Below are 18,381 nucleotides of genomic sequence, written 5' to 3'. Positions count from 1 at the left end.
GACATTGGGTGGACAGCGTAAGAACGCTCCGACCCCAACTGGGGGATAAATGGTGCATTGCACCGGCATTTGTGGCCGCACCATGGAGGCCATTCACATCGGAGCCCTCATGCACAGATCGACCTCGCCCATCCGCCGCCCTTCGTATGCGTTGCTTGCGCTGGAACCCGTGCGCGCCGCATTGGAGTTCGCGGGGCACCATGTGATGGGGGAAGCCGCCTTGCCCAGAGGCGACCGGCATGCGGTCGTGGTATTTCCGGGACTGGGCGCCAACGCCACCGTGGTACGCCCATTGCATGCATTTTGCGAGCGCCTGGGTTACCGCGCCCTTGATTGGGGGCAGGGGCTCAACACCGGCCCCAAGGGCGAGATCGATGGCTGGCTTGACGCGCTGGCGCAACGCGTTCGGGAGCGCACCGCTGGCCACACCGCCCCCATCAGCCTGGTGGGCTGGAGTCTGGGTGGCATTTATGCGCGTGAGGTTGCCAAGCGGCTGCGCTCGCGCGTGCGGCAGGTGATCACCATCGGGACGCCCTTTGCGGGATCCGCGGAGCACACGAATGCCGGGCTGGTCTACCGCCTTTTGAACGGCAGCATGCCACCATCGCACCCGGCGTTGCTGGAAAGGTTGCGCCAGGCGCCCCCCGTTCCTGCCACGTCGATCTACAGCCGCAGCGATGGCGTGGTGGCATGGCAAGCATGCAGGGACATGAAGCGCACGGGGCGGTCCGAATCCATCGAGATCGAAGGCAGCCATTGCGGGATGCCCTGGAATCCGGCCGTGCTGAGGGTGGTGGCGGACCGCCTTGCCCAGCCGCTGCATGCATGGCGGCCCTATGCCCGCAGCGCGAAGCCCAGTCCCAAGTTCCGCGCGTCCGTGGTTCCCGGATGAAGCCCTCCGAGGCGGGATGCAGCCCGTTGCCTGCGGGCGATCCCCCTGCGGCCCCGCTGTTCGTAGGCACCGCCGGCTGGGGCCTGCCGCGCAGCAGCCAGCACCGTTTTGCCACGGCAGAGCCGCTCGCAGCCCACCTGCAGCGCTACGCGCAGCACCTTTCGGCCGTCGAGATCAATTCGTCTTTCTACCGGCCGCACCAGCGCACCACCTACGAGCGCTGGGCCGCAGCCACGCCGCCTGCGTTCCGCTTTTGCGCCAAGCTGCCGCGCAGCATCACGCACACGGCGCGCCTGAAGGACACCGAACCCCTGCTGCAGGCCTTCCTGGGCCAGGCAGCGGGACTGGGTGATCGCCTGGGTTGCCTGCTGGTGCAGCTGCCGCCCAGCCTTGCGCTCGACCGGCCGGTGACCGATGCATTCTTTCGCAGCCTGCGCCACCTGCATGGCGAGGGCGGGGTTGCCGTCGAGCCGCGCCATGCCAGCTGGTTCACGCCGGAAGGCAACGCACTGCTGGCCCACTGGCGCGCGGCCCGGGTGCTGGCCGACCCGGTGCTTCATGACCCGGGGCGGGCGCCCGGCGGCTGGCCTGGCTTGGTGTACTGCCGGCTGCACGGATCGCCACGCGTGTACTACTCGGCCTACGACGGCGCACTCATCGGCGCCCTGGCCGCACGGCTGCAGGCCGCCACCCATGAAGCCGGCAGTGTGTGGTGCATCTTCGACAACACGGCCAGCGGCGCCGCGACGGACAACGCCCTCGATCTGCACGGGGCGTTGGGGGCCTGAATCCGCGTGCGGCTAGATCATTTGGGTTATGGATTTCGGGAGGCGCTTGCCTCAGCATCCACACCGCGCTCTCGACACCCAGTGGATGGAGCGCGCGGATCGACAGGCTACCTGTTTGGCCGGCAGTCCACCGGCGCCACAAGAACAAGAGGAATGCAGATGGGATTTTTCAGCCGGCTGCTCAGGGTCCGCGAGCAGGTCCGATCCAGCCCGGAAGCGGCATGGAACGCAGATGACAACGCCAGCGAACTCGTGCTCGATGCCGAGTACGCCGACCACCTGGCGATGGAGATGGAGATCGATGCCGGCATTGCCCTGCACGAAACCTGGCGCGCCCGCCTGGAGGACATGGTCCACGGCCGCAGCACCGAGGTGATGCGCCCGGAACGGGTCTGCCAGGACCACCGCTGCCAGCTCGGCCGCTGGCTGCAGGGGGCCGGGCGCGAACGCCTGGGCCAGCACACTGCCTTTGGCATGCTGGTGGCGCGGCACAAGTACTTTCACCAGCAGGCAGCCGCGGTGGTCACCCTGTTCCAGGCAGGCGAGCTGCAGCAGTCGCAGAGGGTGCTCAAGACCAGTTGCCGGCACGCCTCCAACCAGGTGGTGCTGTTGCTCAAGGAGCTCAAGAACAACGCCGTGCGCTGAGCCGCAGCCTGCAGACCGCCCCCACCTCCCTGAAAGACAAAACTCCCCCAAGCTTGCGCCTGGCGGAGTTTGCACCATGCATGCATTGCGGCTCTGAAACGCAAGGCATGCACGGCAGGTGCAATGTAATCACGGTGGCCGGGCGAAGGAAGCAGTTTCCCCGCTTTCGGCCTGTTGTCCTACATGGCGGCCGTCTTGCCTCAAGTCTGTTGCCGCCAGGCGGGGTGTAGGACGGTGCACCCCGGGCATCGCGCTGGCCGCTGACGGCCCGGCCCGACGGGCCATTCCAGAATGGTGCGTTTCAGGAGTGCTGCCATGTCCACAACCACCCGTCCTCTCGCCGTCGTCACTGGAGCCTCGTCCGGCATCGGCTACCACCTGGCACGCTGTTGTGCAGAAAATGGTTTCGACCTGGTGATCGCGGCCGACCAGGCGCTCGACCAGGCGGCCAGCGACCTGGGCATGCTCGGCGCCACGGTGCAGGTGGTGCAGGCCGAACTGGCCAGCCGTCAGGGCGTGGACCAGTTGGTGGACGCCATCGCCGGGCGGCCGGTGGATGCACTGCTGGCCAATGCCGGGCATGGCCTGGGCAAGGGCTTCCTGGAGCAGGAGTTCGGCGACATCCAGCATGTGATCGACACCAACATCACCGGCACCCTGTACCTGCTGCACAAGCTGGGCCACCCGATGCGCCGGCGCGGCCGGGGGCGCATTCTCATCACGGGCTCCATTGCGGGTTTCATGCCAGGCAGCTTCCAGGCCGTCTACAACGGCAGCAAAGCCTTCATCGACTCGTTCGCGGCGGCGCTGCGCAACGAACTCAAGGACTCGGGCGTTACCGTCACCTGCCTGATGCCGGGCGCCACCGACACGGAGTTCTTCGCGCGCGCCGACATGCTCGATACCCAGGTGGGCGCCGACGACGGCAAGGCCGACCCGGCCGATGTGGCCAGGGTGGGCTTTGCCGCCATGATGGACGGCGAGGCCGATGTCGTGCATGGCCTCAAGAACAAGCTGCAGGCCATCATGGCCAAGGTCACGCCCTCGCAGGTGCTGGCCGAGCAGCACCGCAAGCTGGCCGAGCCAGGGTCGGCGCTCAAGGACTGAATGCGGCCGGCGGTCATGCGCTGGTTAGGATAGACAGCCCCTGTTGCCACCACGCCTGCACCGATGCCTGCCACTTCCCCCGACGATTTCTCCCCCTCCCAGCACGGCATGGTGCGCGTGCGCGGTGCCCGCGAGCACAACCTCAAGGACGTGGATGTGGACATTCCGCGCGATGCGCTGGTGGTGTTCACGGGGGTGTCCGGCTCGGGCAAGTCGTCCCTGGCCTTCGGCACGCTGTTCGCCGAGGCGCAGCGGCGCTACCTGGAGTCGGTGGCGCCCTATGCGCGCCGGCTCATCGTGCAGGCCGGCGTGCCCAAGGTGGACAGCATCGACGGCCTGCCGCCCGCGGTGGCGCTGCAGCAGCAGCGCGGCACGCCGAGCACGCGCTCGTCGGTGGGCAGCGTCACGGCGATATCGAGCCCGCTGCGCATGCTGTACTCGCGCGCCGGCCATTACCCCGACGGCCAGCCCATGCTGTATGCCGAGGATTTTTCGCCCAACACGCCGCAGGGGGCCTGCCCGCACTGCCATGGCCAGGGCCGGGTGTACGAGGTGACCGAGCAGTCCATGGTGCCCGACGACACGCTGACCATCCGCGAGCGCGCCGTGGCCGCGTGGCCGCTGGCCTGGCAGGGGCAGAACCTGCGCGACATCCTCACCACGCTGGGCCACGACGTGGACGTGCCCTGGCGCAAGCTGCCCAAAAAGCTGCGCGACTGGATCCTCTTCACCGACGAGCAGCCCACGGTGCCGGTGTATGCGGGCTTCAGCGTGGCCGAGGTCAAGGACGCCATCCGGCGCAAGCTCACCCCGAGCTACATGGGGACATTCACCGGCGCGCGCCGCCATGTGCTGCACACCTTTGCCCACAGCCAGAGCGCGCTCATGAAGAAGCGCGTGGCCCAGTACATGGTGGGCACGCTGTGCCCGGTGTGCCGGGGCAAGCGGCTCAAACCCGAGGCGCTGACCGTCACTTTTGCCGGGCACGACATCGGCAGCCTGTCGCAGCTGCCGCTCACCGCGCTGGCCGAGCTGCTGCGGCCGGCCGCCGATGGTCGGCTGGGCGAGGGCGACCCCGCCCCCGATGCGCCCGCGGGCCGCGCCCGGCGCAAGCGGCCTGCCGCCCATGCCGCCGCCCCCGACGTGCACCGCACGCCCTGGCTGTCCGAGGAAAAGGTGATCGCCGCCCAGCGCCTGGCCGGCGACCTGCGCAAGCGCGTGCTGGCACTGATCGAACTGGGCCTGGGCTATCTCTCGCTGGACCGCAGCACGCCCACGCTCTCACCGGGCGAGCTGCAGCGGCTGCGCCTGGCCTCGCAGCTCTCGTCGCAGCTGTTCGGCGTGGTCTATGTGCTCGACGAGCCCTCGGCCGGCCTGCACCCGGCAGACGGCGAGGCGCTGCTGGCGGCACTGCAGGGCCTCAAGGCGGCGGGCAATTCGCTCTTCGTGGTGGAGCACGACGTGGCCACCATGCGCCGCGCCGACTGGCTGGTGGACGTGGGGCCGGCCGCCGGCGAGCAGGGCGGCGAGGTGCTCTACAGCGGCCCGCCGGCGGGCCTGGCCCAGGTGCAGCGCTCGCAGACCCGGCACTACCTGTTCGGCGAGGCCGGTGCTGCCTTGCCTGCCCGCGCGCCCCGTACCGCCCAGGGCTGGCTGCGGCTCGAAGGCATCACGCGCAACAACCTGCAGGGGCTCGATGCCGCGTTTCCGCTGGCGTGCATGACGGCAGTGACCGGCGTGTCGGGCTCGGGCAAGTCCAGCCTGGTGAGCCAGGCCCTGCTGGAGCTGGTGGCCGCCCACCTGGGCCGGCCGCTGGCGGCCGACGAGGATGAGGGTGTGGCCGTGCCCGACGATGGCGAGGCCGCTGCCGGCGATGCCTCGCCCCTGGGGGGCCCTGTGGCCGGGCGCATTGCGGCCGGCAGCGAACACATCCGGCGCCTGGTGCAGGTGGACCAAAAGCCCATCGGCCGCACGCCGCGCTCCAACCTGGCCACCTACACGGGCCTGTTCGACGGGGTGCGCAAGCTGTTTGCGGCCACGCCGGCCGCGCGCAAGCGCCGGTACGACGCGGGGCGCTTTTCCTTCAACGTGGCCAAGGGCCGCTGCGCCACCTGCGAGGGCGAGGGCTTCGTCAGCGTGGAGCTGCTGTTCATGCCCAGCGTGTACTCCCCATGCCCTGCCTGCCACGGCGCGCGCTACAACACCGAGACGCTGGAAATCCGCTGGAACGGCCTGTCGATCGCCGAGGTGCTGGGCCTCACGGTGGATGCGGCCTGCGACGCCTTTGCCCAGGAGCCGCAGGTGCTGCGCCCGCTGGCGGTGCTGCGCGACATCGGCCTGGGTTACCTGCGCCTGGGCCAGCCCGCCACCGAGCTGAGCGGCGGCGAGGCCCAGCGCATCAAGCTCGCCACCGAGCTGCAGCGGCCCACGCAGCGCGGCGGCACCCTTTACGTGCTGGACGAGCCCACCACGGGCCTACACCCGGCCGACGTGGACCGCCTGCTCGTGCAGCTCGATGGCCTGGTCGCCGCCGGCAACACGGTGGTGGTGGTCGAGCACGAGATGCGCGTTGTGGCTGCCTGCGACTGGGTGATGGACATCGGGCCCGGCGCGGGCGAGGAGGGCGGGCGCATCGTGGCCCAGGGCACGCCGGCGCAGGTGGCGCAAAGCCGGGGCAGCCGCACGGCGCCCTACCTGGCCCGCAGCCTGGGCGGAAGGGCTGCCAGCCCGGTGCTGACCGGGGAGTGCATTTTTGGTTGATACTTTGGGGGGCCTTGCCGCGGGCCCCAGGACCGGCGGGCTCGCGCCAGCCTTGACACAACAACGGGCGCGCCTTGCCGGGCGCCACGACATGGGATACCGCAGTGGTTCGTAAAGACAACCAGTCCAAAGCCCAGGCCTCGGTGAAATGGCTGCGCCTGCTGGTCATCCTGAGCGTGGCGGTGCCGCTGTTCATCTACCTGGTGTTCGGTGCTGTGGGCTACGTGGATGCGCGCGAGGAGGCCGAGCTGCGCGTGAGCCGCTCGCTCAGGGTGGCGCACGAGCACGCCTCCAAGGTCATGGCCGCGTCCGAAGCGCTGCAGGACCGGGTGCTCGCCATGGTCAGCGGCCGCAGCCCGCAGGAGCTGCGCATCCATGCCGCGGACCTGCATGCGGCCCTGCTCGCCAGGGTCAAGGACCAGCCGCAGATCCAGTCCATCTGGATCATCGACTCGGAGGGCAAGCCCATCGCCAGCAGCCGGTTTGCGCAGCTGCCGGTCTTCGAGGTGTCGGACCGCGACTATTTCCAGTTCCACCGCCTGCGGCCGCCGGGCCAGCGCTACATTTCGGCGCCGCTGGTCACGCGCACCACCAAGGAGAAGATCGTCGACATCAGCATCGGCTACGAGGACCACAACGGCCACTTCGGCGGGGTCATCAACGTCAGCCTGCTGAGCGCCTATTTCCAGGACTTCTACAGCGACCTGGTGGCCGACGAGCCCGGCCTGGCCGTGAACCTGTTCCGCGAGGACGGGGCCATCTACACCCGCTGGCCCCTGGTCGGCAGTGCCCCCGAGCGGCTGGCGCCGGACAGCCCGGTGATGCAGCGGCTGTTCAAGGGCGAGGCCTCGGCGCAGATGCGCGGCATCTCGTCGGTGGACCGGCAGGACCGGATCATTGCCTACCGCAAGGTCGGCGCCTACCCGCTGTACGTGGGCACGGGCATGAACCTGACCTCGTTGCGCAACGAGGTGTTGCGCCAGTTGGGAGCCCTGTTCGCGCTGGGCGCGTTGCCCGTGGCGGCGCTGTTCTTCGCGGCCCGCATGGCTCTGCGCAATGCCCGCACGGCCCTGTCGACCACAGAGAGCCTGGAAAAGGAGATCGCCACGCGCCGCCGCGCCGAGGAAGCCCTGCTGCAGGCGCAGAAACTCGAGGCCCTGGGCCGGCTCACGGGCGGGGTGGCGCACGACTTCAACAACGCGCTGATGGTCATCAGCAACAACCTACACCTGCTCAAGCGCACCGTGCCCGATGTGGGCACCAAGCAGATCGACTCCATGGCGCGGGCCGTGAAGTCGGCCACCAACCTCACGCGCCAGCTGCTGGCCTTCTCGCGCCGCCAGCCCCTGGTGGCCGAGCACGTGGTGCTGCAGGACAAGCTGCCGCCCACCAAGGACCTGATCGCCCCGGTGCTGGGCAGCCAGATCCAGCTGGAAGTGCAGGTGGACCCCGCGACCGCCCCCGTGGTGCTCGACCTGGCGGAGCTGGAGCTGGCGCTGTTGAACCTCTCCATCAACGCGCGCGATGCCATGCCCCAGGGCGGCAGCCTGGTGATCCGCGCGCGCAACGCCAGCGAGAGCGAGGCCGGGCAGGGCATGCCCGCCATGGTGCTCATCGAGGTCACCGACACGGGCAGCGGCATACCACCGGAGCTGCTCAGCAAGGTGTTCGAACCCTTCTTTACCACCAAGGCCGTGGGCGAGGGCACGGGCCTGGGCCTGAGCCAGGTGTACGGAATGTGCCAGCGCGTGGGTGGGCGCGCGGAGATCGCCAGCACCCCGGGCACGGGCACCCGCATCCGCCTGTTATTTCCGGGCGCCGGTCCGCAGGCGGCGCGCGAGGATGCAGCCGGCCCTGCACCGGCCCTGGCCCCGCTGGGCAAGAGCCTGCTGGTGGTGGAGGACAACGACGAGGTGGCGGCCTCGCTGGTGCCCATCCTCGAATCGCTGGGCTGCCGGGTGACGCGCGTGGACCGCGCCGCCAAGGCGCGCACGCTGCTGGAAGAGGGCGCACGGCCCGACCTGGTGCTGTCGGACGTGGTGATGCCCGGCGAGATCGACGGCGTGGGCCTGGCCCGGCACATCCGCCAGACCTGGCCCGCGCAGAAGCTGCTGCTGATGACGGGCTACGCAGAGCAGCTGGACCACATCCACCAGATGGGCTTCGACGTGCTGCCCAAGCCCTGCACACCGCAGATGCTGCACGTGGCCATTGCGCGCATCACCCAGTAGGGCCATCTCCTGCAGGCTCATGCATCCGTATCGTCCCCGCGGTTCTGGTCCAGGTAGTCGAGCAGGGCGCGCACCGCAGGTACCATGCCGCGCCGGCTGGTGAACACGGCCAGCACATCGGCACGCGGCGAGGCCCAGTGCGGCAGCACCTGTTCGAGCCGCCCCTCGCGGATATCGGCCTGGCAGATGCGCCGGGGCAGCAGGGCGACGCCCATGCCGGCGCGGGCCGCCTCACGCAGCGCGAACATGTCGTCGGTCACCAGGCGCGGCACATGCTGCAGTTCCAGCGTGCGCCCGGCGCTGGCCAGGCTCCAGCCCACGCGCTCGCCCCGGCCGGGCCAGGACAGCGTGGGCAGGCGGGCGATGTCCTCGGGCTCGCGGGGGCGGGGCAGGGTATCGAACAGGCGGCTGGCGGCCACCAGCACGTCGGTCGACTCGCCGAGCTTGCGCACCACCTGGTCCGAGTCGGGCAGGGGCGGGCGGCGCACGCGGATCACCACGTCCATGCGCTCCTCGATGGGGTCGACGCGGCGGTTGGTGGCCGTCACATGCAGGCGCACCAGCGGGCAGGCCTGCATGAAGCCCGGCAGGATGGGCGTGAGCCAGACCTGCGCCAGCGTGATCGGGCAGCTGATGCGCACCTCGCCCTGCGGCGTGGCCGATGCCTGGCGCGCCAGCTCGTGGGTGGATTCGGCTAGCTCCACCAGCGTGCGGCAGCGCTCGTAGACGCCCTGGCCCGCGCCGGTCAGCGTGATGCGCCGCGGCGAGCGCTGCAGCAGGCGCACGCCCATGCGCTCTTCCAGCGCGGCCATGCGCCGGCTCAGGCGCGACTTGGGCACACCCAGGCGCCGCCCGGCCTCGCTGAAGCCGCCGTGCTCCACGATCTTGGCAAAGAACATCAGGTCGTTCAGGTCTTCCATGGCGTGTCTCCCGTGCCCATGATCTGCGCCATTGTCGTTCCATTGGGGGAACGATGCGTTGCACAAGACCCCGTTGTTTGGAACGAGGTGCGCGCCGATCATCGGTTTTCCACCGCTTGTGCAAGAAAACCATGACCCCCTTCAACCTCCTCCACCTGGATTCGAGCCTTACCGGCCCGGCCTCCGTTTCGCGCCTGCTGGGCCGCGAAACGGTGGACGCCTGGCGCGCGGCCGACCCCTCCGTGCGCGTCACCTACCGCGACCTGGCGGTGACCGTACCGCCCCAGCTCACGCCCGAGACCGTGGCTGCGCTGCGCCTGCGCAGCGAGCCGGCCAGTGCACAGGGCCGAGCCGACCTGGCGCACATCAACACCCTGCTCGATGAGTTCCTGGCGGCCGATGCCATCGTGATCGGTGCGCCCATGTACAACTTCGGCGTACCGACCCAGCTCAAGGCCTGGATCGACGCGCTGGCCCAGGCCGGCCGCACCTTCGAGTACACCCCCCAGGGCCCGCGCGGCCTGGCTGGCGGCAAGCGCGTGGTCATCGCCTCGTCGCGTGGCAACATCTACAGCACCCCGCCGCAGATGCAGGACAAGGACTTCCAGGAGCGCTACCTGGTCGCGGCCCTGCAGTTCATGGGCATCACCCGCTTCGACGTGGTGCGCGCCGAGGGCGTGAACCGCGGGCCCGAGGTGCGCGATGCCGCGCTGGCCTCGGCCCGGGCCGCCATCGCCCAGCTCTTCGCCGCGCAAGAGGCGGTGGCACCATGAAGCTCGCCAGTTTCTCCATCGACGGCCGCGCTGGCTATGGCGTGGTCGAAGGCGCCGCGGTGGCCGACCTGGGCGCCATCGCCGGCGCACCCCGGGACCTGATGGCCCTGCTCGCCCTGGGCCAGCCGGGGCTGGACTGGGCCCGCACCGCCGCCGCCAGCGCCCCCCGGCTGGACCTGGCCGCCGTGCAGTTGCTCGCTCCCATCCCCGCGCCGCGCAAGTACCTGGGCCTGGGGGGCAACTACCCCTCGCACCTGGAAGAGGCGCGCAAGGTCAACCTGGTGCGCAACCCCGGCCAGGCCTGGTTCAACAAGCAGGTGAGCTGCGTCAACGGCCCCTACGCGCCGGTGCACCTGCCGCGCGTCTCGCACGAGTTCGACTACGAAGGCGAACTGGGCGTGGTCATCGGCCGGCGCTGCCGCCACGTGCGCCGCGAGGACGCCATGGACATGGTGGCCGGCTTCGTGGTGGCCAACGATTTGAGCGTGCGCGACTGGCAGATGCGATCGCCCACGCACACACTGGGCAAGTCCTTCGACACGCACGGCCCCTTCGGCCCCTGGATCGTGACGCGCGACGAGCTGCCCGACCCGCATGCCCTGCGCCTGCGCACCTGGGTCAACGGCGAGTTGCGCCAGGACGGCAACACCCGCGAGATGACCTACCGCGTGGAAGACATGATCGAGGAGCTGACCACCGCCTTCACCCTGGAGCCGGGTGACGTGCTGACCACCGGCAGCCCCGCCGGCGTGGGCGGCCTGATGGACCCGCCGCGCTACCTGCAGGTGGGCGATGTGGTGCGCGTGGAGATCGAGGGCATCGGTGCCATCGAAAACCGTGTGATCGCAGAACCATAAACCAAAAGCACAGGAGACAAACCCCATGCAAGCCCGCACCCTGCCGGATGCCGCCGCGCATCCCATCCGTCCCGCCAAGCTCGCCCACGTGGTGCTGCGCGTCACCGACCTGCCGCGCGCGCGCGCCTGGTACCTCACGGTGCTGCAGGGCTGGCCCGCGTTCGAGAACGAGATGCTGTGCTTTCTGACCTACGACGACGAGCACCACCGCATCGGCCTGATCGGCCGGCCCGAACTCACGCCGGCCAACGACGGCGCGGGCGGGCTGGAGCACCTGGCCTTCACCTACCCGACGCTGGATGCACTGCTGGCCACGTTTCGCCGGCTCAAGGCCGCGGGCATCCTGCCGTACTGGACCATCAACCACGGCCCCACGGTGTCGATGTACTACAAGGACCCCGACGGCAACCGGGTGGAGCTGCAATACGACGTGTTCACGGCCAATGCGGACCTCGACGCGTTTTTCGCCTCGGGCGCTTATGAGGAGAACTTCATGGGCATCCTGTTCGATCCCGAGGCGCTGATCGCGCGCTACGAGGCCGGGGAGCCGCTGGCCGTGCTCACGGCACGCCCGCAGTTGCCGGCGGGCAAGACCCCCTGGGACATGCACATCCCCTGAGGTAGCCGACTGCGCTGACACCCCATCAATAATCAATATTCGGAGACAAGACATGGATGATGCATTCGACCAACCCGCCGCCATCGACGGCCGCAGGGCCGCCTTGGCGGCCTTGGGTGCCGCCGCACTGGCCACCATGCTGCCCGCCCGGGCCCAGGCCAAATGGCCCGACGGCCCGGTCCGCCTGGTCACGCCCACGCCACCCGGCGTGGGCATCGACCCCATGGCGCGCCTGTACGCCGAGCAGTTTGGCAGGCTCATCAAGGTGCCGGTCGTGGTGGAGAACCGGCCCGGCGCGGGCGGCATGCTGGGCACCGACGTGGTGGCCAAGGCCCCCGCCAACGGGCAGACCCTGCTGATGACGGTGGGCGCCACCTTCACCACCACGCCCTTCCTGTTCCCCAAGCTGCCCTACAACCCGCAGAAGGACCTGGTGCCGATTGCGCAGCTGTACGGTGGTGGCTCGTTCCTGCTGGCGCGCCCGGGCTTTGCGGCCGGCTCGCTCAAGGAGCTGATCGCGATGGCCAAGGCCAGGCCGCGCACGCTGAACTACGCCTCGCACGGCCCGGGAAGCACCTCGCACATGTTCACCGAGCAGATGCAGAACGTCGCCGGCATCGAGCTGCAGCATGTGCCCTACAAGGGCAGCTTCATCACCGACCTGCTGGCGGGCGTGGTGGACATTGGCTTCGAGCCACCGAGCTCGGCCATCCCGCACATGCGCGCCGGCAAGGTGCGGGTGCTGGCCTACACCGGGCCCGTGCGCAGCAAGATCGCACCCGAGGTGCCCACGCTGGCCGAGACCCTACCTGGCCTCGAATTCAGCACCTGGGTGGGCGTGTGGGGGCCCGCCGGCCTGCCCGATGCCCTGGTGGTGCGGCTGCACGGCCTGTTCCGTTCGGTGACGGCCGAGCCGGCGCTGGCCCAGATGCTCTACGACACCAGCACCGAGCCCATCGCCACGCCGCAGGCGCAGATCGCCGCCGTGGTGGACCGCGAGGCCCGGGCCACGGTGCAGCTGATCAAGAGCAACAACATCCGGCTCGACTGAGTTCCATCCGTTTCACCATGACCGAACAGCCCACGCCCCTGTGGCAGCCCGATGCCGCATATGCGGCCACCACCCGCATCGCCCACTACATGGAATGGCTTGCCGAGCGCACGATCCACCCGCCCGGCCCCTACGAAGCGCTGTGGCGGTGGTCGGTGGACGACCTCACGGGCTTCTGGCAGTCCATCGTGGACTACTTCGGCGTGCGCCTGCAGGGCGACCGCTCGGTGGTGCTGGGCGCGCAGGCCATGCCGGGGGCGCAGTGGTTCCCGCATGCGCGGCTGAACTACTGCGAGCAGGTGTTCGCGGCCGAGACGGCGGATTCGCCCGCCATCATCGCCTGCCGCGAGGATGGCCGCCAGGAGGTGCTCGAATGGGCCGACCTGCGCCGCCACGTGGCCCTGCTGGCCCAGGTGCTGCGCGAGGCAGGCGTGGGCCCGGGCGACCGCGTAGCCGCCTACCTGCCCAACTGGAGCGAGACGGTGGTGGCCTTTTTGGCCACCGCGTCGCTGGGCGCCGTGTGGTCCAGTTGCGCGCCGGACATGGGTGCGGGCGTGGTGGCCGACCGCTTTCGCCAGATCGAGCCCAAGGTGCTGGTGGCCACCGACAGCTACCGCTACGGCGGGCGCCTGTTCGACCGCCGGCGCGAAGTGCAGGTCTTGCTGGAGCAACTGCCGTCGGTGCAGCGCGTGCTGCATGTGCCGGGCCCGCACTGCGAGGCGGGCGCGCTCGCGCCCTGGCGCAACACGGTGCTGTGGGCTGATGCGCTGGCCGCCGTGTCCGCCAGCGCGCCGGGGCTTGTGTTCGAGCCGGTGCCCTTCGGCCACCCGCTGTGGGTCGTCTACTCCTCGGGCACCACGGGCCTGCCCAAGGCCATGGTGCACAGCCATGGCGGCATCACCCTCACGCACCTCAAGACCATGGCGTTGCAGCACGACCTGCGGCCGCACGACCGCATGCTGTTCTTGGGCAGCCCGGGCTGGATCGTCTGGAACCTGCTGGTCGGCGGCCTGCTGGCGGGTGGCACCATCGTGCTGTTCGACGGCAACCCGCAGCACCAGGGGCCCGAGGGCCTGTGGCGCCTGCTCGATGGCCTCGCGGTCACGCACCTGGGCTGCGGCGCGGCCTACCTCACGGCGGTGATGAACGCCGGCACCCGGCCGCGCGACTTCGTGCGGCTGGAACGGCTGCGCGCCATCGTGTCCACCGGCTCACCGCTGCCCGATACCGCCTACCACTGGGTCTACGCAGCGGTGAAGCCCGATGTCTGGCTGGCCTCGGTCAGCGGCGGTACCGACATCGCCTCGGGCTTCGTCGCCTGCTGCCCGCTGCTGCCGGTGCATGCCGGCGAGATCCAGTGCCGCGAACTGGGCGTGGCGGCGCAGGCCTTCGATGAACAGGGCAGGGCGGTGGTCGGCGAGGTGGGCGAACTCGTCGTCACGCGGCCCATGCCGTCGATGCCCGTGTATTTCTGGAACGACCCCGATGGCAGCCGCTACCGCGAGAGCTACTTCGAGACATACCCTGGCGTGTGGCGCCACGGCGACTGGATCCGCTTCACCGAGCGCGGCAGCTCGGTGATCTATGGCCGCTCGGACGCCACCATCAACCGCCATGGCATCCGCATGGGCACGGCCGAGATCTACCGCGCGGTGGAGCTGCTGCCCTGGGTGCGCGACAGCCTGGTGGTGGACCTGGAGTACCTGGGCCGCCCGTCCTTTTTGCCGCTGTTCGTGGTGCTGGACGAGGGCCAGGTGCTGGACGACGCGCGGCGCGCCGCCATCCTGCAGCAGGTGCGCACCCTGGCCTCGCCGCGCCATGTACCCGACGCCGTGCTGCAGGTCGGTGCCGTGCCGCGCACGCTCACCGGCAAGAAGATGGAGGTGCCCATGCGCAAGCTGCTGCTGGGCGCGCCGGTGGAGTCCGTGGCACGCACGGATGCCATGGCCAACCCGGAGAGCCTGGCCTTCTTCGTGCGCTATGCGCAGGAGCTGGCAGCCGCCCAGGCCGTGCAAACGGGCTGAGCTGTGCATTGTCGGCATTGGCTGACATGCTGCTGTGCAGCAATTTTCGACAATGGCGGCTCCATCGTTAGCGGAGAGCCCATGCCGGATACCCGAGAGCCCAGGCGCCATGCCTTGCCGACGCAGGGTGCGCACCCTGCCGTGCCCGCATGGATGTGATGGCCTGGTTCGACCCGACCTCCTGGACCCACACCGGCGCGGTGGCCGTGGCCGCCGTGGTGGCCGCGGCCATCGTGCACCGCATCGCGGCCGTGGTGCTGCGGCGTGCCACGGCGCCTGTGCCGGTGCTGCGCGCGGTGTTCGAGGCCTGCGTGCCCGTGGTGCGCATCCTGCTGCCATTGATCGCACTGCAGGTGGTGTGGCAGGCGGCCAGCGACGACCTGCGCCACATCGCCACCGTGCGGCACTTCAACGGCCTGGCGGTCATCGCCGGCACTTGCTGGCTGCTGATCGCGGCCATCGGCGGGCTGGCCGACGGGGTGATCGCCAAGCACCCGGCCGACGTGGAGGACAACCTCACCGCGCGGCGCATCGCCACCCAGGCGCGCGTGCTCTCGCGCACCGCCATGACGGCGGTGGTGATGGCCGGCCTGGCGATGATGCTCATGACCTTTCCGGGCGCGCGCCAGGTGGGCGCGAGCCTGCTGGCCTCGGCCGGCGTGGTGGGCATCGTTGCCGGCATCGCTGCGCGGCCGGTGTTCAGCAACATGATCGCGGGCCTGCAGATCGCGCTGGCCCAGCCCTTTCGCATCGACGACGTGCTCATCATCGAGGGCGAGTGGGGCCGCGTGGAAGAGATCACCGGCACCTACGTGGTGCTCAAGATCTGGGACGAGCGGCGGCTCATCATCCCGCTACAGTGGTTCATCGAGCACCCGTTCCAGAACTGGACGCGCACCAGCTCCGAGATCCTGGGCACGGTGTTCCTCCATGCCGACTATGCGCTGCCGCTCGACCCGCTGCGCGAGGAATTGAAGCGCGTGCTCGATACCGCGCCCGAGTGGGACAAGCGCGTGAGCGTGCTGCAGCTGACCGAGGCGACGGACCGCACCATCCAGATCCGCGTGCTGGTCTCGGCCCGCTCCTCGGGCTTGGCGTTCGATCTGCGCTGCCGCGTGCGCGAGGCGCTGGTCACCTTCATCCAGCGCGAATACCCCGATTGCCTGCCGCAGGTGCGGGTGCCGCTGGGCCCTGGCAACCCGGCTGCGCTGCAGACCGTGCCGCCAGGAGGGTGAGGCCCTGCCTGCCTACTGCACGCTGGGCGGCAGCTTCAGGCGCAACTCCAGCCGGGAGGCGCGTTCGCTGATGCTGCGTATGCGCGCAGCCTTGTCCGCGTCGGACAGGCCGGCGCTGTTGTTCACCTGCTGCCAGGCGACGAACATGTCGATATCCCCCGCGGTAATCAGCTGGGAGTTTCGGGATTTGCGAAACGCCGACAGGTTGTTCACCCGCCGCAGTATTTCCAGATCGGCGGCGTTCTTTTTGCCAAAGGAGATAATCGCCTGCTGGATCCGCTTGCGCAAATCCAGGGGCAGGGCGGTGGACCAGACCAGCGGCGATTGGGGAATCACGGGCGAAGTCCAGAGGATTTTCAGCTGGCTGGCCAGTTCCGGGTTGCGGGCCCTGAACATGGCCAGTTCCTCGTCGTTCGCGGTAGCAATATCCACCCGGCGCTCGGCCGCCATGATCAGGTTCTCGCGGTGGCTGCCGCGCCGCACCTGGGCGTACAGGGCCGCGGGGTCGTTGATGCCGCGCTTGACGAAGGCGTAGTACATGGGCACCAGGTGGCCCGAAAAGCTCTTGGTCTCGCCATCGGCAAAGACCAGTTTTTTCCCTGGCCGCAGGGCATCGTCCAGCGCATTCAGGCCGCTGTCCTTGTGGGCCACGATGATGGACTGGTAGCCCGTGCTCCCGCTCTCGGTCACCATCTGGGCAAACACCTCGCCAACCCCTTCCTCGACCAGGGCCAGCGCGGCAGAATTGCCCACCCAGGCCAGGTCGATCTCGCCGCTCTGGAAGGCCTGGGCCAGGGCGCGCGGGTCCGACAGGGTCCATGTCCTCACGGCCATGGGGTGGCCCAGTTCCTGCGCCAGGCGGTGGACGAAGGGCCCCCAGGCCGCCAGTGCGGTTTCGGAGCCGCGCGGGGTGATGACCGCGAAAACCAGGGGCGCCTTGCGCTCGGTGCCCGCAGTGGGCAATGCCAGGGCCAGCCCCTGCTGCTGCGCGAGGGCCAGGCCCACGGCGGCAAGCCACTGCCTGCGGCACAGGCCCGCATGAATATCAGCCATTGGAAACTCCTGTATGCCTTGGATGAGAAACGCCCCATGCACCGAATGGATGGGGTGATAATCCATGCAAGGTATTTTGACCTGCAGGATTTGCAGTGCGCTGAATATAGGCGCGCTTGCGCAGGGAGCGCAAATCGGTGCGAACCCTGATGTCTCGGATTTCTTTCGTTTGGCTTTCAATAATCCTGCGAGTAAATGCCCTGTGCGGATTATCGACGCCGGATTATCTGGCCCGCGCCATGGGTCTGGTTGCCTGCAGGCTGGGCGGCCGTGCCTGCTACCTTTCGATTGCCTGTCAGCCGCCTGTGGTGTAACTCCGGTTGGTCCGGGGGCGCCGGGCAGCGCATCATCGGCAGCATGAAACTTTTGCTGGTCGAGGATGATTTTGATCTGTCGGGCGCGCTGAGCCGCAGCCTCGGGGTGCGCGGGTTCGAGGTGCTGGTGTGCTCCGATGGGCTCGAGGCCCTGGCCATTGCGCGCAAGAAACCCTTCGATGTGATCGCGCTCGACCTCACGCTGCCGCACCTCGATGGCCTCGAACTGCTCGAACGCCTGCGTGCCGGCGGCGACACCACGCCGGTGCTGGTGCTCACGGCGCGCGGTGCACTGGGCGAGCGCATTGCCGGGCTGAACCTGGGCGCCGACGACTACCTGGTCAAGCCCTTCGACCTGGAAGAGCTGGCCGCGCGGCTGCATGCGCTGACGCGGCGCATCGGCCGCAACGGGCAGCTGCGCTGCGGGCTGCTGCGGCACGAATCGGCGTCCGGCGTGTTCTACCACTCCGATGTGCCGCTGGACCTGTCGCCGCGCGAAGGCGAGCTGCTGCGCACGCTGATGCTGCGCATCGACCGCGTGGTGCCCCGGGAGGACCTGCGCGCGGCCGTCTTCGGTGGCGACGACGCCGTGCAGGCCGATGCCATCGAGGTGCTGGTGCACCGGCTGCGCAAGAAGATCGCCGGCACCAATGCCGAGATCATGACCTTGCGTGGCGTGGGCTACCTGCTGTGCGACGACGCCAGCCTGGCGGCGCAGCGGGGCGCCCGGTGAGCATGCCCGATCTCGCCCCGCCGCGCCGGCGCTGGCGCCCAGGCTCGCTGCGCAGCCTGCTGCTGCTGTCGCTGCTGGCGCCCCTGTGGGGGCTGGTGCTGGCCGCCGTGCTGTGGCAAACCCTGGCCGCGCACCGGGAGCTGGCCGGCGCGCAGGATGCCCGCCTGCACGCCGCGCTGGCCGCACTGGTGCGCGACATGGACGGCACGGGCCGCATGCCGGCCGCCGTGGACGGCGGGCTGCGCCTGCGCATCAGCACGCTCGAGGGCGAGTGGCTGGCCGGTGACCGTGACTGGGCCGTCCATCCCTGGCGCGGCCAACTGGCCGCCGGCGGCGCGCCGGACCTGTACACCAGCCAGTGGCAGGGCCCTCTGCTGCG

The 18,381-nt window shown here is 69.5% G+C and carries 16 protein-coding genes; 14 read left to right on the top strand and 2 right to left on the bottom strand.

Features of this window, described 5'->3' with window-relative positions:
* Positions 1-82 precede the first annotated feature (82 nt).
* The 6 genes from PMI14_RS19980 to PMI14_RS19955 all read left to right on the top strand — a co-directional run bounded on the left by PMI14_RS19980 (position 83) and on the right by PMI14_RS19955 (position 8,423).
* On the top strand, positions 83-892 hold the full coding sequence (locus tag PMI14_RS19980; protein ID WP_007857146.1) for an alpha/beta fold hydrolase: 810 nt from the start codon (positions 83-85) through the stop codon (positions 890-892).
* A complete protein-coding gene (locus PMI14_RS19975; RefSeq protein ID WP_007857145.1) occupies positions 889-1,680 on the top strand; it encodes a DUF72 domain-containing protein in 792 nt (263 codons plus the stop codon). Before PMI14_RS19980 ends, PMI14_RS19975 begins: the two co-directional genes overlap by 4 nt.
* A gap of 159 nt (positions 1,681-1,839) precedes the next feature.
* Positions 1,840-2,325: a CZB domain-containing protein gene (locus PMI14_RS19970; protein ID WP_007857144.1), complete on the top strand. Its 486-nt coding sequence runs from the start codon at positions 1,840-1,842 to the stop codon at positions 2,323-2,325.
* Positions 2,326-2,640: 315 nt separating this feature from the next.
* The gene (locus tag PMI14_RS19965) at positions 2,641-3,432 is read left to right on the top strand and encodes an SDR family oxidoreductase (RefSeq protein WP_007857142.1); all 792 of its coding nucleotides are present in this window, start codon (positions 2,641-2,643) and stop codon (positions 3,430-3,432) included.
* Positions 3,433-3,495: 63 nt separating this feature from the next.
* Positions 3,496-6,192: an excinuclease ABC subunit UvrA gene (locus PMI14_RS19960; RefSeq protein WP_007857141.1), complete on the top strand. Its 2,697-nt coding sequence runs from the start codon at positions 3,496-3,498 to the stop codon at positions 6,190-6,192.
* A gap of 104 nt (positions 6,193-6,296) precedes the next feature.
* Positions 6,297-8,423: a hybrid sensor histidine kinase/response regulator gene (locus PMI14_RS19955; protein ID WP_007857140.1), complete on the top strand. Its 2,127-nt coding sequence runs from the start codon at positions 6,297-6,299 to the stop codon at positions 8,421-8,423.
* Between the two features lie 17 nt (positions 8,424-8,440).
* On the opposite strand, the gene PMI14_RS19950 is transcribed toward PMI14_RS19955, so the two are convergent.
* A complete protein-coding gene (locus PMI14_RS19950) occupies positions 8,441-9,343 on the bottom strand; it encodes a LysR family transcriptional regulator (protein ID WP_007857139.1) in 903 nt (300 codons plus the stop codon).
* Positions 9,344-9,474: 131 nt separating this feature from the next.
* Between PMI14_RS19950 and PMI14_RS19945 the strand changes: the two genes are divergently transcribed.
* The 6 genes from PMI14_RS19945 to PMI14_RS19920 all read left to right on the top strand — a co-directional run bounded on the left by PMI14_RS19945 (position 9,475) and on the right by PMI14_RS19920 (position 15,902).
* The gene (locus PMI14_RS19945; protein WP_007857138.1) at positions 9,475-10,116 is read left to right on the top strand and encodes an FMN-dependent NADH-azoreductase; all 642 of its coding nucleotides are present in this window, start codon (positions 9,475-9,477) and stop codon (positions 10,114-10,116) included.
* Positions 10,113-10,973 (top strand): fumarylacetoacetate hydrolase family protein, encoded by an 861-nt coding sequence (locus tag PMI14_RS19940; RefSeq protein ID WP_007857137.1) that lies wholly within the window; start codon positions 10,113-10,115, stop codon positions 10,971-10,973. The genes PMI14_RS19945 and PMI14_RS19940 overlap by 4 nt, the downstream gene beginning before the upstream one ends.
* 25 nt (positions 10,974-10,998) lie before the next feature.
* A complete protein-coding gene (locus PMI14_RS19935) occupies positions 10,999-11,592 on the top strand; it encodes a VOC family protein (protein WP_007857136.1) in 594 nt (197 codons plus the stop codon).
* A gap of 52 nt (positions 11,593-11,644) precedes the next feature.
* A complete protein-coding gene (locus tag PMI14_RS19930) occupies positions 11,645-12,643 on the top strand; it encodes a tripartite tricarboxylate transporter substrate binding protein (protein WP_007857134.1) in 999 nt (332 codons plus the stop codon).
* Positions 12,644-12,660: 17 nt separating this feature from the next.
* Complete coding sequence (locus PMI14_RS19925) at positions 12,661-14,667, top strand: acetoacetate--CoA ligase (protein ID WP_007857133.1); 2,007 nt, start codon at positions 12,661-12,663, stop codon at positions 14,665-14,667.
* Between the two features lie 149 nt (positions 14,668-14,816).
* Entirely contained in the window at positions 14,817-15,902 is a 1,086-nt protein-coding gene (locus PMI14_RS19920; protein ID WP_007857132.1) for a mechanosensitive ion channel family protein, read from the top strand.
* A gap of 12 nt (positions 15,903-15,914) precedes the next feature.
* Here the strand turns inward: PMI14_RS19920 and phnD are convergent, their stop codons facing one another.
* Positions 15,915-16,955 carry a phosphate/phosphite/phosphonate ABC transporter substrate-binding protein gene (gene phnD, locus PMI14_RS19915; protein ID WP_007857130.1) on the bottom strand — a complete coding sequence of 347 codons (1,041 nt, stop codon included), beginning with the start codon at positions 16,953-16,955 and terminating at the stop codon, positions 15,915-15,917.
* A 357-nt stretch (positions 16,956-17,312) separates the two neighbouring features.
* Between phnD and PMI14_RS19910 the strand changes: the two genes are divergently transcribed.
* Complete coding sequence (locus tag PMI14_RS19910) at positions 17,313-18,002, top strand: response regulator transcription factor (protein ID WP_035204742.1); 690 nt, start codon at positions 17,313-17,315, stop codon at positions 18,000-18,002.
* Between the two features lie 2 nt (positions 18,003-18,004).
* Positions 18,005-18,381 (top strand): hypothetical protein (locus PMI14_RS19905; protein ID WP_007857128.1); only part of this gene is annotated, 377 nt, incomplete at its 3' end.

It is taken from the genome of Acidovorax sp. CF316, from assembly GCF_000276605.1.
Taxonomy (GTDB): Bacteria; Pseudomonadota; Gammaproteobacteria; order Burkholderiales; family Burkholderiaceae_C; genus Acidovorax.
The sequence above is the reverse complement of the archived record's forward strand: the minus strand, read 5'-3'. Positions and strand labels throughout refer to the sequence as shown.